This window comes from Curtobacterium caseinilyticum (assembly GCF_030363035.1).
In the GTDB taxonomy this organism is placed as follows: domain Bacteria; phylum Actinomycetota; class Actinomycetes; order Actinomycetales; family Microbacteriaceae; genus Curtobacterium; species Curtobacterium caseinilyticum.
On sequence record NZ_JAUCMN010000002.1, the window covers coordinates 524077 to 538889 of the forward strand.

A 14813-nucleotide genomic window follows, 5' to 3' on the forward strand; every position below is an offset into this window, starting at 1 on the left:
CGAGGAACCGCCCACGTTGCGTTTCGCGGGAGCTGCGCCCGCGTCAGACCAGCAGCTGGTGCTTCGCGAGGTCGCGGTACAGCGGCGTCGACTGCACGAGCTCGGAGTGCGTGCCGGTACCGACCACGCGCCCGTGCTCGAGCACCACGATGACGTCCGAGTCCACCACGGTGGACAGTCGGTGCGCGATGACGAGCAGGGTCCGGTCCTCGGCGACGGCGTCGATCGCCAGGCGCATCTTCTGCTCGTTCACCCCGTCGAGCGACGACGTCGACTCGTCGAGCAGCAGGATCGGGGGAGCGGCCAGCAGCGCGCGGGCGATCGCGAGCCGCTGCCGCTCGCCGCCGGAGAGCATCACGCCGTCCTCGCCGACCTGGGCGTCCAGGCCACGCGGGTCGCGGTGCAGGACCTCGCCGAGGTTCACGGCCTCGAGCACCCGGACGCAGTCCTGCTCCGACGCCCCGGGCGAGCCGAGCAGCAAGTTCGCGCGGATCGTGCCCGCGAGCACGGGGGCGTCCTGCTCGACGTACCCGATCTGCGCGCGGAGCTCGGCGCGGTCGAGTCCGCGGACGTCGACGCCACCCAGTCGGATCACGCCGTCGGTCGGGTCGTAGAAGCGCTCGATCAGGGCGAGCGTCGTCGACTTGCCGGCGCCGGAGGGGCCGACCAGCGCGACCCGTGCGCCGCGGGGGACGCGGAACGACACGTCGTCCAGCACCACGTCGTCTGCGGAGCGTTCGTCGTCGACGGCCCCCGGGCCTCCCGACCGGGCCGTCGCGCCTTCCGCGCCCGACGCGTCCGCCGCCCGCGCGTAGCGGAACGTGACGTGCTCGAACGCGATCGCGTCGTCGGTCTCGGTCGCCGCGGCGACCCGGACGGCGCCGTCGTCCTGGTCCTCGGTCGGCAGGTGCAGGATCTCCTCGATCCGGCCGAGGGCACCGAGCGCCTGTGCGACGGCGACCGCTGCGCCGAGGGCCTGCCCGAGCGGCATGACCATCATGAAGAGCAGCAGGATGAAGGTGATGAGCGTCGCGATCGTGATCGTCCCCGCGGCGACCTGCGCACCGCCGACGCCGAGCACGGCGATGAACGCGACCTGCATGACGATGCTCGCGACCGGCACGACGAATGCGGACATCTTCGCGATGTCGAGCCCGCGGCGGTACGCCTCGGTGGCGTGCCCGTCGACCTCGGCGACCTCGCGCTCGGTCGCCCCCGCAGCCCGGATCGTGCGGACGGCGCCGATGCCACGCTCGACGGCCGCGGTCAGGTCGCCGACCTTCTCCTGCGCGCGCTTCGACGCCACGCGGATCCGACGCGAGAGGCCGCCGACGACGACGATCGCGACGAGGACGATCGCGACGGTGATGCCGAGGAGCAGCGGGTCGATGACCGCCATCGCGATGATCGCGCCGACGAAGGTGAGCGCGCCGCCGATGGACTCGATGAGCCCCTGCGTGAGCACGGCCCGCAGCAGTGTCGTGTCGCTGCCGACGCGGGACACGAGGTCACCGGTGCGGCGGGTGTCGAACTCGGAGATCGGCAGGTTGAGGATGCGGCCGATGAGCTTGCGGCGGGTGGAGAGCACCACGCCCTCGCCCGCGCGCTGGAGCAGGAAGTGCTGGATGCCGTTCAGCAGGCCGGAGACGACCACGAGGACGACGAGCGCCCAGACCAGGAGCGAGAGCGTCTCGCCGTGCTGCACGGCGGTGACGACCTGGTTGACCAGCAGGGGCTGGGCGAGCGACGCACCGGCACCGAGGACGCTCAGCACGATGATGACGACCATCGCGGGCTTGTTCTCGAACAGGTAGGTCAGCAACCGACCGAAGCTGGCGCGGGGTCCGTCGGACGGCTTGCGTCGTGTGAAGGGGAGGCTCATCGTTCCTGGTTCCTGCCGCCCGTGCCGAGGGTGCTGGCGGCCGTCGACCAGTGTCCCACCGTCTCGTGGGTCCGCGCTGCGTGGCGGCGGCAGCAGGACCACCAGCCGGAGACGACGACGGACGGGAGGCGCGGTGCCAGCCGGCACCGCGCCTCCCGTCCGTCGGTGGACCGGGCGCGTCAGGCGCGCTCGTCCGCGTCGTCGAGCGCGGCGCTCTTGGTCTCGCGCACGAACAGCAGGGCCACGAGCGTCACGACCGCCGCGATCGTCAGGTAGAGCCCCACCAGGAAGATGTTCCCGTCCGGCCGCCAGAGCGCCAGCGCGATGGTCGGTGCGAGCGACGCCCCGATGATCGACGCCACGTTGTACGCGATCGCCGAGCCCGTGTACCGGACGTTCGTCGGGAAGAGCTCCGGCAGCAGGGCGCCCATCGGACCGAAGGTCAGACCCATCAGCGACAGGCCGACGATCAGGAACGTCACGACGGTGATCGGCCCGGTCGACGCGGCGAACCAGAGCTGGAAGGTCAGGCCGAACAGGGCGATGCCGACGGTGGTCGGGATGAGCGTGCGGCGGCGGCCGTACCTGTCGGCGAGGAAGCCCGCGATCGGCGTGAAGATGCCGAAGAACACGACGCCGATCATGAGCAGCGTGAGGAACTCGCCGCGGCTGTACCCGAGGCCGATCTTCGGGACGAGCGGCCCGGCCTCGGCGCCGGTCGTGCCGTAGTTCAGCGTGAACGTGGTCATGAAGTAGAAGAGCACGTACGTCGCGACCATGCCGAAGGTGCCGACGATGACGGCCTTCCACGAGGTGCGGAACACCCGGCCCAGCGGGACCTTCGCGACGCTGCCGGTCTCCTGCACGCCCCGGAAGACGGTCGACTCGACGAGCTTGAAGCGGACGTAGAGCCCGACGATCACGAGCACCGCGGACAGCAGGAACGGGATGCGCCAGCCCCACGCCTGGAAGTCGGCGTTCGGGGTGCCGTCGGCGCCTGCGGGCATCGCGGCGTTGATCGCGATGAACAGGCCGTTGGCGAGCAGGAACCCGATCGGGGCGCCGAGCTGCGGCATCGAGCCGAACACGCCGCGCTTGCCCGCGGGGGCGTTCTCGGTGGCGAGCAGGGCGGCGCCCGACCACTCACCGCCGAGGCCGACGCCCTGGGCGAAGCGCATGACGGCGAGCAGGACCGGCGCCCAGATGCCGATGCTGGCGAAGGTCGGCAGGCACCCGATCAGGAACGTCGCGGTGCCCATGACGAGCAGGGACGCCACGAGGGTCGCCTTGCGGCCGACGCGGTCGCCGAAGTGGCCGAAGACGATCGAGCCGACCGGTCGGGCGAAGAACGCGAGCGCGAACGTCACGAAGGACGACAGCTGCGAGGCCGTCGGGTCCTCGTTGGGGAAGAAGAGCGCGGGGAAGACCAGGACGGCGGCCGTCGCGTAGACGTAGAAGTCGTAGAACTCGATGGAGGTCCCGACGAGGCTGGCGATGACGACGCGGGAGCGCGGGTTCCCGGCCGGGGCGGTGGTGGACGTTGGTGCCGGTGCGGCGGACATGGTGCGGAGGACTCCGGGGGAGCGCTCGGACGAGCGCGGCGGTGTGCCGAAGCTGCGGACACCGACCGGTCTGCGCGGGGTGGCGCGAGTCCTGATCGGGTGCGTTCGGTGGGTGGGACCGCTCGTGACGGAACACCCAGCGTACGACAGATGTCGTCCACCTGCGAATCCGCCGAGGATCGCCGGAGTGTCACCGGGACGGACGGGAGGCGCGGGGCGGCGCCGCCACGCGCCTTGCGTCCGCCGGCGTGTCCGGCAGGGACGTCTCCGGTGGCGCCCGTCGGTGGCGTCGGCCGGGTGCGCCCTCCGGTCACGGCGACCGTCGGTCAGCCGGCGGCGCCGGACTCGAGGTGGGCCGGCAGCTGGTGCCCCATGCGGTCGCGCTTCGTGTCGAGGTAGCCCGCGTTCTGCGCGGAGATCCCGACGACGAGCGGGACGAGGGCGCTGACGGTGATGCCGTGCTCCTCGAGCTGCCGGCGCTTCTCCGGGTTGTTCGACAGCAGCCGGACGCGCCGGATGCCGAGGTCCGACAGGATGCCGGCGGCACCGCCGTACTCCCGCGAGTCGGCGGGCAGCCCGAGCGCGAGGTTCGCGTCGAGGGTGTCGAGGCCGTCCTCCTGCAGGCGGTAGGCCTTGAGCTTGTTGATCAGCCCGATGCCGCGGCCCTCCTGGCCGCGCAGGTACACGACGACACCGCCCTCGGCGGCGATCGTGTCGAGCGCGGCGTCCAGCTGCGGGCCGCACTCGCACTTCAGCGAGCCGAAGGCCTCGCCGGTCAGGCACTCCGAGTGCACGCGCACCAGGGCGTCGTCACCGGGTGCAGCGCCGTCCGGGGTCCGGGCGATGATCGCGACGTGCTCGGCGCTCGTGACGAGGTCGCGGTAGGCGCGCATCTCGAACGTGCCGTGCGTGGTCGGCACGTTCGTCGCGACCTCGAACTGGACCGGACTGCCCGGGGTGGCGGAGGTGAGTGCGTCGGTCATGGGGTGCTCCGGTCGTTCTGTGCCTGGTCTGCTGCTGCTCCGGTGGGCGTCGCCCGGTGCGCCGACCGGTCGGTCCCGGTCCTGGTGCGGTGGGGTCGAGCGCGGACCAGGAGGTCGGGGCCCAGGGTGGTGGTCGATGTCACGTCCAACTGGTGGCGTCCGCCGATGCTTCCCACGCCGACGTCGCCGATCGCGACACGGGGTCCGCCGAGGAGCACGGGCGCGAGGTACACGAGCACCTCGTCGACGAGTCCGGCGGCGATCAGCGCGGACGCCACGGTCGGTCCGCCCTCGACGAGCACGGAGTGGACGCCGTGGCCGCGCAGGGTGCGCAGGGCGGCGTCGAGGTCGTGCCCGGGCAGGGCGAGCAGTCCGCGCGGGTGGCGGCGGACGGCGGCGTCGTCGGGGACCGGCCGGTCGCCGAGCACCGCGGGGAGCGGCTGGTCGGCGAGGAGTTCGCCGGCGTCCCCGCGTGCGGTCAGGCTCGGGTCGTCGGCGAGGACCGTGCCGGTGCCGACGAGGATCGCGTCGTGGGCGGCACGCTGTTCGTGGACGTGCTGCCGTGCGGCGGCCCCGGTGATCCACTTGCTCGTGCCGTCGGCGGCGGCGGCGCGGCCGTCCAGGCTCGACGCCCACTTCACGGTCACCCACGGTCGGCCGGTCCGGACGGACAGCAGCCAGCGCTCGAGGAACGCCTCGGCCTCGTCTGCCAGGACCCCGGAGACGACGTCGACGCCGGCGGCCCGGAGCCGGTCGGCGCCGCCGCGTGCCTGCTCGCCCGGGTCGTCGACGGCGTACACGACCCGTCCGATGCCCGCCTCGATCAGCGCGAGGGCGCACGGCCCCGTCCGGCCGACGTGGTTGCACGGCTCGAGGGTCACGACGGCCGTGGCGCCGCGCAGCTGCTCGGTCGGCACCTTCGCCATCGCGTCGACCTCGGCGTGCGGGGTCCCGGCGCCCTTGTGCCAGCCCTCGGCCAGGACGTCGCCGGTGGGGGAGAGGATCACCGCGCCCACGCGGGCGTGGTCGCCGACGGCCGGCCCGAGCGCGGCGAGCTCCAGCGCACGGCGCATGGCTCGGCCCTCTGCGGGTCGGACCGTCGGGTCGGGGTTCGTGGTCACGCTCCGACACTACCGACGGAACGTCGGTGACACGTCACCGAACTGTCCCCTGTCAGCGAACGACAGCGGCCGCGGGCTGCCCCTCGGCACCGTCCGGGAACGACGCGGGTGGCCACGGCAGCTCGGACGCGGGCGTGCCGTCGGCGCGACGGAGCCCGGTCCACGCGACCGTCGGTCCGCCGTCGCGTGCGGGGATGCGGGCGGTCCCGGTGCCGGTGAACGAGAAGCCCGCCGCGCGGGCCACCGACGCCGACCCGACGTTCCCCTCGTAGCACTCCCAGTACACGTCCGGAGCGCCCTGGGAGAACGCCCAACCGACCACCAGCTCGACGGCCTCGTGCATGACCCCCGTGCCGCGTGCGGACGGCGCGAGCCAGAACCCGAGGTCGCGGTGCTCGGTCCGGAACGACACCACCCCGACGAGCCAGTCCGAGCCCGCGCGCCGGATGCCCCACGTGTACTCGCGGTCCGACGCCCAGCCGGGGCCGACGAGCGCGTCGACGAAGGTCTGTGCCTCGCGCTCGGTGTACGGCGTCGGCACGGTGGTCCACCGCACGACGGCCGGGTCCTGGCACCCCTCGGTGATGGCTGCCGTGTCGGACCGGGTCGGCACCGTGAGGCGCACCCGGTCCGACGACAGCGTCACGGGGAGCATCGTCAGCCGCGCGTCCGGGGCACGAAGCCGATGCGGTCGTACACCCGGGCGAGGGTGGCCTGCGCGATCGACTCGGCACGGTCGGCACCGACGGCGAGCAGCCGGTCGAGTTCCGCCGGGTCGTCGAGGAGCTCGAGCGTCCGGGCGCGCACCGGTTCGAGCTCGGCGACGACGGCATCGGCGACGGCACCCTTGAGGTCGCCGTAGCCCTTGCCGACGAACTGCTCCTCGAGGGACGCCACCGGTGTGCGCGTGAACGCCGACAGGATCGCGAGCAGGTTCGTCACACCCGGCTTCGCCTGACGGTCGGCCCGGATCTCGCGCTCGGTGTCGGTGACCGCCGAGCGGATCTTCTTCGCGGTGCGCTTCGGGTCGTCGAGCAGCCGGATGAGACCGTTGTCGGACGCCGCCGACTTGCTCATCTTGCTCGTCGGGTCCTGCAGGTCGTAGATCCTCGCCGTCTCGGTACCGATCTGCGCCTTCGGGACGACGAACGTGTCGCCGAAGCGGGAGTTGAACCGGGTCGCGAGGTCGCGCGTCAGCTCGACGTGCTGGCGCTGGTCGTCGCCGACCGGCACCACCGCGGTGTCGTAGAGCAGGATGTCCGCGGCCATCAGGATCGGGTACGTGAAGAGCCCCACCGAGGCCGCCTCGGTGCCCTGGCGCGCCGACTTGTCCTTGAACTGGGTCATCCGGCTCGCCTCGCCGAAGCCCGTCAGGGTGTTGAGCACCCAGGCGAGCTCGGCGTGTGCCGGCACGTGCGACTGCACGAAGAGGGTCGACTTCGTCGGGTCGATGCCGGAGGCGATGTACTGCGCCGCGGTCGCCCGCGTGCTCGCGCGGAGCTCGGCCGGGTCCTGCGGCGAGGTGATCGCGTGCATGTCGACCACGCAGTAGATGGCGTCGTGGTCGTCCTGCAGGTCGCGCCACTGCATGAGCGCCCCGACGTAGTTGCCGAGGTGGAGGGACCCCGCCGAGGGCTGGATGCCGGAGAAGATGCGCGTCTTGGTCATGGTGCTGTTCCTGTACTGCGAGAGCGGAGGGGGAGCGGGTCAGAGCTCGTAGTCGACGACCACGGGAGCGTGGTCGGACCATCGCTGGTCGTACGCCGCGGCGCGGTCGACCGTGTAGCTCGTGACCTTCGCCGCGAGGTCGGGCGTGGCCACCTGGTAGTCGATGCGCCAGCCGCTGTCGTTGTCGAACGCCTGGCCGCGCCACGACCACCACGTGTAGGGCCCGTCGACGTCGCCGGCCTGTTCGCGTCCGACGTCGACCCAGCCGAGGCCCGGGCCGGTGGACCCGTCCGCGCCCTCGACCTGCTCGCCCTCGGCCCCGAAGAACCGCGAGAAGTAGGCACGCTCACGCGGCAGGAAGCCCGCACGCTTGACGTTGCCCTTCCAGTTCTTGATGTCGCGCTGGTCGTGCCCGACGTTGAGGTCACCGACGACGACCGCGAGCGGGTTGTGCTCGCGGAGCTTCGGCATCCGCTCGGTCATCGCGTCGAGGAACTTCCACTTCTCGTCCTGCTTCGGGGTGTCGACCTCACCCGAGTGGACGTAGCAGGACACGACCGTGACCGTCGTGCCGTCGAGCTCGTAGTCCGCCTCGATCCACCGGCCGGCGGAGTCGAACTCCGCGGCGCCGAGCTCGACACGGTGGATCTGCGCGCGGTGCCGCGAGGCGATCGCCACGCCCGCACGCCCCTTCGCCGTCGCGGGGTCGTGCACGATGTCCCACTCGTCACCGAGCAGCCCGGCCAGGTCGTCGCTCGACGCACGGACCTCCTGCAGGGCCAGCACGTCGACGTCGCGGGTGGCGAGCCAGTCGCCCATGCCCTTCCGGAACGCGGCGCGGACGCCGTTCACATTGACGGATGCGAGGCGCAGGCGTGTCATGCCCAACACCCTACCGAGGCCCGCCGACGCGGCCGTGCGCCGCCGTCCTCCCGTGCGCCTGCGTCCCTCGAGCGTCGGCGCGCCTCCCGTTGGTGGAGCAGGAACTGTCGGGTGCGGGGCGGGCACTCGACGTCTTCTGCTCCACGACGGCGGTCGCGGCGGTCGCGGCACGCGCACGCGCGCACGGACGGACGGGAGGCACGGTGCCAGCTGGCACCGTGCCTCCCGTCCGTCGTGCGGTCGCGTCGCGACCCGTGCGCTCAGGCCGCGTCGTGGTCCGTCTGCAGGAACTCGACCAGGCTGTCGGCCGTCGCCTCGGCGTCGTCACCGGTCACCGTGAGGGTGACCTCGTCGCCGTTCTCGATGCCCAGGCCGAGGAGCGCGAGGATGCTGCCCGCGTTGCCGGACTTGTCGCCCTTGGCGATCGTCACCTGGTGACCGGACGCGGTGACGGTCTGGACGAAGAGGGACGCGGGGCGGGCGTGCAGGCCGGACGCGCTCGCGACGGTGACGGTGCGGGTGGCTTCGGACATCGATGGACTCCTGTCGACGGGTGGTGCGCTCATGCTAGCGAGCGCGTGGTGGGCGGTTCCGGGGGACCGGCACCGGTCAGTCGCGACCGGGCCAGAGGACCTCGGTGCCGGCGGCCTCGACCTCGCGCACGAGGTCGGCGTTCACGCCGGGGTCGGTGATGATCGTGTCGATCGCGGCGAGCGGGGCGACGCGACCGAACTCCTCGCGGCCGAACTTCGTGTGGTCGGCGAGCAGGATGCTGCGGCGCGCGGACTTGATCATCGCGCTCTTCACGGCGGCCTCGGCCATGTTGTGCGTCGTCAGGCCGCGCTCGGGCGTGATGCCGTTGATGCTGATGAAGGCGACGTCGACGCTGACCATGCCGATGAGCTGGTGCGTCCACGTGCCGACGCCCGCGAGCGAGTCGCTGCGGATGTTGCCGCCGAGCAGGTGCAGGTCGATCCCCGACCGGTTGGCGACCGCCATGGCGACGGGCAGCGAGTGCGTGACGACGGTGAGCCCGCGGTCCGTGGGGAGCATCTCGGCCAGGCAGATCGTCGAGGTGCCGGCGTCGATCATCACCGAGCCGTTCTCGGGGAGCTCGGCGAGGGCGGCCTCGGCGATCACCACCTTCTCGGCCTGGTTGATGCCGCCGCGGTCGCCGACGCCCGGGTGCAGCGTGATGCGCTCGACGGGGATCGCCCCGCCGTGGGCTCGACGGACCAGTCCGCGGCGCTCCAGGCTCGTCAGGTCGCGGCGGATCGTCTCCGGCGTCACCTCGAGGAGCTCGGCGAGGTCCTTCACGTCGACGCGCCCCTGCGACCGGGCGCGCTCGACGATGCGCTGGTGGCGCTCTGGTGCGTACATAGACCTCGTCGTCTCGGTCGATCGGTCTGCTCGGAACAGAACGGGCATGCTCGGGCAGATCGACGCCGGAGTTGCCCGGATCGCTTCGTCCGCCAGACGCAAACGGGCATCTGTTTCTGCATTTTTATCCCCGGATGTGTTTGTTTGTCAACGCGGATCGGGGTAGTGTGCTGCCAAGCCGCACGGGCGTGGTCCGTTCGTGCCGCTGCGCACCGAACGAACCACCCCCACCGTGAGCGCGTGGAGATGAAGGAGTCTCGAATGTCCGAACTGCTCGGCACCGGCGTCGGCCGCGGCGTCGCCCACGGCCCCGTGCTCCGCATGGCGGACCCGCTCGGTGAGCCGTCGACCGCCCCGCTCGAGGGTTCGGCCGACGACGCGAAGCAGGCGGTCCACGACGCACTCGCCGTCGTGGCCGACGACCTCAACAAGCGCGGACAGCTCGCGGGTGGCGACGCCCAGGCCGTGCTCGAGGCGCAGGCGCTCATGGCGCAGGACCCCACCCTCCTCGACGACGTGCACGCACGCATCGACGGCGGCACCAACCCCGAGCGTGCCGTGTTCGAGGCGTTCGGCCAGTTCCGTGACCTGCTCGTCGGCATGGGCGGGTACATGGGGGAGCGCGCCGCCGACCTCGACGACGTCGCGCAGCGCATCGTCGCGAAGCTCCGCGGGGTCCCCGCCCCCGGCGTCCCCGAGTCGGACACCCCCTTCGTCCTCGTCGCCCGTGACCTCGCGCCGGCCGACACCGCGCTGCTCGACCTCGACAAGGTGCTCGCCCTCGTGACCCGCGACGGCGGCCCGACCTCGCACACCGCGATCCTCGCCCGCGCCAAGGGCATCACGGCGATCGTCGGCGTCACCGGTGCCGACGCCCTGGTCGACGGCACGCACGTCGTCGTCGACGCTGCGGCCGGCACCGTCGTGACCGACCCGTCCGCCGAGCTCGTCGCCGACGTCGACCAGCGCATCGCGGAGCGCCTCGCCGCCGCGGCCGCGCCGCTCACCGCCGGTGCCCTGGCCGACGGCCACACCGTCCCGCTGCTCGCGAACCTCGGCAGCCCCGCCGACGCCGCGGGCGCCGTTGCTCTCGGTGCGGAGGGCGTGGGGCTCTTCCGCACCGAGTTCCTCTTCCTCGACGCGCCGCAGGCACCGACCGTCGAGCAGCAGACCGAGTCGTACCGCCAGCTGCTCGAGGCGTTCCCGGGCAAGAAGGTCGTCGTGCGCGCGCTCGACGCCGGTGCCGACAAGCCCCTGCCGTTCCTCACCGACAAGGACGAGGAGAACCCGGCGCTCGGCCGCCGCGGGCTCCGGGCGCTGCGCAACAAGGAGCAGGTCCTCCGCGACCAGCTCACCGCGCTCGCCCAAGCCGACGCCGCGACCGAGGCGGACCTCTGGGTGATGGCCCCGATGGTCGCCGACGCCGAGGAGACCGAGTACTTCGTCGGCCTGGCCCGCGAACTCGGCATCCGCACCGCCGGCGTCATGGCCGAGGTGCCGTCGCTGGCGCTGATGGCCGAGCAGGTGTTCGCGAACGCCGACTTCGTGTCGATCGGCACGAACGACCTGACCCAGTACACGATGGCCGCCGACCGCATGCTCGGCACCGTCGCGTCCTACCAGGACCCGTGGCACCCCGCCGTCCTGCGCCTCGTCGCGCAGCTCGGGGCCGCCGGCGCCGACGCGGGCAAGGCCGTCGGCATCTGCGGTGAGGCCGCAGCCGACCCGCTGCTCGCCGTCGTGCTCGTCGGCCTCGGCGCCACCACCCTGTCCATGACCCCCGCGGCCCTGGCCGACGTGCGCGCCGAACTCGGCAAGCACACCCTCGACCAGGCCCGCGAGATGGCGAAGGCGGCACTCGCCGCGAGCACCGCGGCGGCGGCCAAGACCGCCGCGGCAGCTGCGCACGCCGCCTGACCCGCCCAGCACCACCGCAGCACCCAGCACCTCCTTCACACCCGCAGCAGCACCCCTCACAGAAAGCCAGGCACATGACAACGTCGTCCGTTGCAGCGCCCGACGCACCCGCGAAGTCGCGGGGCGGCGCACGCGTCGCCGTCCAGAAGTTCGGCACGTTCCTCTCCGGCATGGTGATGCCGAACATCGCGATCTTCATCGCGTGGGGCCTCATCACCGCGTTCTTCATCGAGACCGGGTGGACGCCCGTGGGCGTCCTGGGCGGCTTCGGTGAGACCGACGGCGTGGCCAACATCGGTCTCGTCGGCCCGATCCTGACCTACCTCATCCCGCTCGCGATCGCCTTCCAGGGCGGCCGGATGATCTACGACACCCGCGGTGCCGTCGTCGGCTCGATCATGGCGATGGGCGTCATCATCGGCGCCAACGGCACGATCATGATCCTCGGCGCGATGATCTGCGGCCCGCTCGGCGCCTGGCTCATCAAGCAGATCGACAAGATCTGGGACGGCAAGATCAAGCCCGGCTTCGAGATGCTCGTGAACAACTACGCGGCCGGCATCCTCGGCTTCGTGCTCGCGCTCGTCGGGTTCTTCTGGCTCGCCCCGCTGTTCAAGCTCATCGCCGAGGGCCTCGGCGCCGCGGTGAAGTTCCTCGTCGACAGCTCGCTCCTGCCGCTCGCCAGCGTCATCATCGAGCCCGCCAAGGTCTTCTTCCTCAACAACGCCATCAACCACGGTGTGCTCGACCAGCTCGGCGCGCAGCAGGTCCAGGAGTCCGGCAAGAGCATCCTCTTCCTGCTCGAGGCGAACCCCGGCCCGGGTCTCGGCATCCTGCTCGCCTTCACCTTCTTCGGTGTCGGCATCGCCCGCTCGACCGCTCCCGGTGCGATCCTCATCCAGTTCTTCGGCGGCATCCACGAGATCTACTTCCCGTACGTGCTGCAGAAGCCGGTCCTGTTCCTCGCCGTCATCCTGGGTGGCGCGACCGGTGTCGCGACGAACGTCGCCTTCCAGTCGGGCCTCGTCGCCCCCGCGTCGCCCGGTTCGATCATCGCCGTCCTCACCGCCACGGCGAAGGACAGCTACGTCGGCGTCATCCTCTCGGTGGTCCTCTCCGCAGCGGTCTCGTTCGCGGTGGCGTCCTTCTTCCTGCTCGCCAGCCGCAAGCGTGACCTGGCGAACAACGGCGGCGACATGAGTGCCGCGATGGCGAAGCTCCAGGCGAACAAGGGCCGCGACGTCAATGCCGCGACCTCGGGCCTGCTCGGCAACAACTCCCCGGCCAACGAAGAGGAAGCCGAGGCCTCGCTCGGTGGCGTCGGCTCGGCGTCCACCGCGACGGCGACCCGCGTCGAGAGCGTCGTGTTCGCCTGCGACGCCGGCATGGGGTCGAGCGCGATGGGTGCCAGCGTCCTGCGCAACAAGGTGAAGAAGGCGGGCATCGAGGGCGTCACGGTCGTCAACAAGGCGATCGCGAACCTCGACGGCACCGAGGACCTCATCATCACGCAGGAGGAGCTGACCGACCGCGCGAAGCAGAAGAACCCGAACGCGCAGCACGTGTCGGTCGGCAACTTCATGAACGCGCCGCAGTACGACCAGGTCGTCGACCAGCTCAAGAACCAGTAACGAAGTGCAGTATCGGAGGGGGCGGACCACGGTCCGCCCCCTCCACCACGTCCTCGAACAGCAAGGAGAACCCCCGATGCCCGTCCTGCAGGAGAGCCAGATCCGCATCCACACCGAGGACACCGCCCCGACCAAGTCGGAGGCGATGAAGGAGGCGGCCGAGATCCTCGAGGCTGCAGGCGCGGTCACGGCGGACTACTACCCGGCCATGCTCGAGCGCGAGAAGAGCGTCTCGACCTACATGGGGAACTTCCTCGCGATCCCGCACGGCACCAACGACGCGAAGGACGCCATCAAGTCGTCCGCCCTGTCGTTCATCCGCTACGCCACCCCGATCGACTGGGACGGCAACCCCGTGCGCTTCGTCGTCGGCATCGCCGGCGTGAACAACGAGCACCTCGACATCCTGTCGAAGATCGCGATCGTGTTCTCGGACGAGGACGAGGTCCAGAAGCTCACCGACGCGCCGGACACCGCTGCGATCCTGTCGATCCTCGGCGAGGTCAACGAGTGAGCGACCGCACCGCCGTCCACTTCGGCGCCGGCAACATCGGCCGCGGCTTCGTCGGGCTCCTGCTCCACGAGGCCGGCTACGAGGTCGTCTTCGCCGACGTCGCCGCACCGCTCATCGACGCCCTGGCCGCGGCCGACTCGTACACCGTGCACGAGGTCGGGCAGGGTGCCCAGGACCACGAGGTCACCGGCTTCCGCGCCGTCAACAGCGCGCAGGACGAGCCCGGTGTCATCGCCGAGGTCGCCGCCGCCGACGTGGTCACCTGCGCCGTCGGCCCGACCGTCCTGAAGTTCATCGCCCCGGTCATCGCGAAGGCGCTCCAGCAGCGCGACGCCGACGCCGCGCCGCTCGCGGTGATGGCGTGCGAGAACGCGATCAACGCGACCGACCGGCTCCGGGAGTTCATCGTCGAGGCACTCCCCGCCGAGTCGCGCGACGAAGCCCTCGCCAAGGCCGTCTTCGCGAACACCGCCGTCGACCGCATCGTGCCGGCGCAGCCCGCCGACGGCGGCCTCGACGTCACCGTCGAGACCTACTACGAGTGGGCCATCGACCGCACCCCGTTCGGCGGGAACGAGCCGGAGATCCCCGGCGCGCACTACGTCGACGGTCTCGCCGCCTCGATCGAGCGCAAGCTCTTCACGGTGAACACCGGGCACGCGACGGTCGCGTACCACGGCTTCCTCGCCGGCGCGGACAAGATCTCCGACGCGATCGCGATCCCCGCGGTCCGCTCCGAGCTCGAGTCGGTGCTCGCCGAGACGAGCGACCTGCTGGTGCGTCGTCACGAGCTCGACCCCGAGGTGCACCGCTCCTACGTGCAGGCGATCATCGGCCGCTTCGAGAACCCGCACCTGCCCGACACGGTCACCCGCGTCGGCCGACAGCCGCTCCGGAAGCTGTCGCGGGACGAGCGCTTCGTCTCGCCCGCCGCCGCCCTCGCCGAGGACGGTACCGAGCCGACCGCGCTGCTCGACGCCATGGGCGCCGCGCTCCGCTTCGACGTCGCGGACGACGAGCAGAGCGTCGAGCTGCAGCAGCTGCTGCGCTCGGACCGCTCGGACGCCGACGTGGCGACCGAGATCACCGGGCTCGACGCCGAGCACCCGCTGCACGCGGCGTTCACCGACCGGGTGCGGTCCGCGCGCGGCTGACGCGACCCCACGACGGACGGGAGGCGCGGTGCCAGCGGGCACCGCGCCTCCCGTCCGTCCGCGGGTCGGGGGCACGGGTGGGGCTGGCCGAGCCCGGCGGCGGGCGGGCCACACACTGA

General features: G+C 71.7%; 12 protein-coding genes and 1 pseudogene. 4 read left to right on the plus strand and 9 right to left on the minus strand.

Translation table 11 applies throughout. From position 1 onward, the window contains the following. Positions 1 to 43: 43 nt before the first annotated feature. The 9 genes and pseudogenes from QUG93_RS04955 to QUG93_RS04995 form a co-directional block, all read right to left on the minus strand. Complete coding sequence (locus tag QUG93_RS04955) at positions 44 to 1882, minus strand: ABC transporter ATP-binding protein (protein ID WP_289472577.1); 1839 nt, start codon at positions 1880 to 1882, stop codon at positions 44 to 46. Positions 1883 to 2061: 179 nt separating this feature from the next. Continuing rightward, the gene (locus QUG93_RS04960) at positions 2062 to 3444 is read right to left on the minus strand and encodes an MFS transporter (RefSeq protein WP_289472579.1); all 1383 of its coding nucleotides are present in this window, start codon (positions 3442 to 3444) and stop codon (positions 2062 to 2064) included. A 326-nt stretch (positions 3445 to 3770) separates the two neighbouring features. Then, positions 3771 to 4394 (minus strand): annotated as a pseudogene (ribA, locus tag QUG93_RS04965) (GTP cyclohydrolase II); the annotation flags it as partial. Between the two features lie 29 nt (positions 4395 to 4423). Continuing rightward, positions 4424 to 5500: a bifunctional diaminohydroxyphosphoribosylaminopyrimidine deaminase/5-amino-6-(5-phosphoribosylamino)uracil reductase RibD gene (gene ribD / locus QUG93_RS04970; protein WP_289472639.1), complete on the minus strand. Its 1077-nt coding sequence runs from the start codon at positions 5498 to 5500 to the stop codon at positions 4424 to 4426. Between the two features lie 100 nt (positions 5501 to 5600). Further along, complete coding sequence (locus QUG93_RS04975) at positions 5601 to 6194, minus strand: GNAT family N-acetyltransferase (RefSeq protein WP_289472581.1); 594 nt, start codon at positions 6192 to 6194, stop codon at positions 5601 to 5603. Between the two features lie 11 nt (positions 6195 to 6205). Beyond that, positions 6206 to 7216, minus strand: a complete 1011-nt coding sequence (gene trpS / locus QUG93_RS04980) for a tryptophan--tRNA ligase (protein ID WP_289472582.1) — start codon at positions 7214 to 7216, stop codon at positions 6206 to 6208. A gap of 39 nt (positions 7217 to 7255) precedes the next feature. Then, a complete protein-coding gene (locus tag QUG93_RS04985; RefSeq protein WP_289472584.1) occupies positions 7256 to 8098 on the minus strand; it encodes an exodeoxyribonuclease III in 843 nt (280 codons plus the stop codon). A gap of 260 nt (positions 8099 to 8358) precedes the next feature. Further along, a complete protein-coding gene (locus QUG93_RS04990) occupies positions 8359 to 8631 on the minus strand; it encodes an HPr family phosphocarrier protein (RefSeq protein WP_111227093.1) in 273 nt (90 codons plus the stop codon). 76 nt (positions 8632 to 8707) lie between these two features. Then, entirely contained in the window at positions 8708 to 9478 is a 771-nt protein-coding gene (locus QUG93_RS04995; protein ID WP_289472587.1) for a DeoR/GlpR family DNA-binding transcription regulator, read from the minus strand. Positions 9479 to 9739: 261 nt separating this feature from the next. Between QUG93_RS04995 and ptsP the strand changes: the two genes are divergently transcribed. From ptsP to QUG93_RS05015, 4 genes are all read left to right on the plus strand, one after another. Further along, positions 9740 to 11395, plus strand: a complete 1656-nt coding sequence (gene ptsP, locus QUG93_RS05000) for a phosphoenolpyruvate--protein phosphotransferase (protein ID WP_289472588.1) — start codon at positions 9740 to 9742, stop codon at positions 11393 to 11395. 74 nt (positions 11396 to 11469) lie between these two features. Beyond that, positions 11470 to 13026, plus strand: a complete 1557-nt coding sequence (locus QUG93_RS05005) for a PTS mannitol transporter subunit IIBC (RefSeq protein WP_289472590.1) — start codon at positions 11470 to 11472, stop codon at positions 13024 to 13026. A 76-nt stretch (positions 13027 to 13102) separates the two neighbouring features. Continuing rightward, the gene (locus QUG93_RS05010) at positions 13103 to 13540 is read left to right on the plus strand and encodes a PTS mannitol transporter subunit IIA (protein WP_022907882.1); all 438 of its coding nucleotides are present in this window, start codon (positions 13103 to 13105) and stop codon (positions 13538 to 13540) included. Continuing rightward, positions 13537 to 14694, plus strand: a complete 1158-nt coding sequence (locus QUG93_RS05015) for a mannitol-1-phosphate 5-dehydrogenase (RefSeq protein ID WP_289472592.1) — start codon at positions 13537 to 13539, stop codon at positions 14692 to 14694. Before QUG93_RS05010 ends, QUG93_RS05015 begins: the two co-directional genes overlap by 4 nt. Positions 14695 to 14813 lie beyond the last annotated feature (119 nt).

Coding starts and splice junctions, on each gene's coding strand:
- QUG93_RS04955 (WP_289472577.1), bottom strand. CDS start 1,882: ATGAGCCTCCCCTTCACACGACGCAAGCCGTCCGACGGACCCCGCGCC.
- QUG93_RS04960 (WP_289472579.1), bottom strand. CDS start 3,444: ATGTCCGCCGCACCGGCACCAACGTCCACCACCGCCCCGGCCGGGAAC.
- ribD (WP_289472639.1), bottom strand. CDS start 5,500: ATGCGCCGTGCGCTGGAGCTCGCCGCGCTCGGGCCGGCCGTCGGCGAC.
- trpS (WP_289472582.1), bottom strand. CDS start 7,216: ATGACCAAGACGCGCATCTTCTCCGGCATCCAGCCCTCGGCGGGGTCC.
- QUG93_RS04985 (WP_289472584.1), bottom strand. CDS start 8,098: ATGACACGCCTGCGCCTCGCATCCGTCAATGTGAACGGCGTCCGCGCC.
- QUG93_RS04990 (WP_111227093.1), bottom strand. CDS start 8,631: ATGTCCGAAGCCACCCGCACCGTCACCGTCGCGAGCGCGTCCGGCCTG.
- QUG93_RS04995 (WP_289472587.1), bottom strand. CDS start 9,478: ATGTACGCACCAGAGCGCCACCAGCGCATCGTCGAGCGCGCCCGGTCG.
- ptsP (WP_289472588.1), top strand. CDS start 9,740: ATGTCCGAACTGCTCGGCACCGGCGTCGGCCGCGGCGTCGCCCACGGC.
- QUG93_RS05005 (WP_289472590.1), top strand. CDS start 11,470: ATGACAACGTCGTCCGTTGCAGCGCCCGACGCACCCGCGAAGTCGCGG.
- QUG93_RS05010 (WP_022907882.1), top strand. CDS start 13,103: ATGCCCGTCCTGCAGGAGAGCCAGATCCGCATCCACACCGAGGACACC.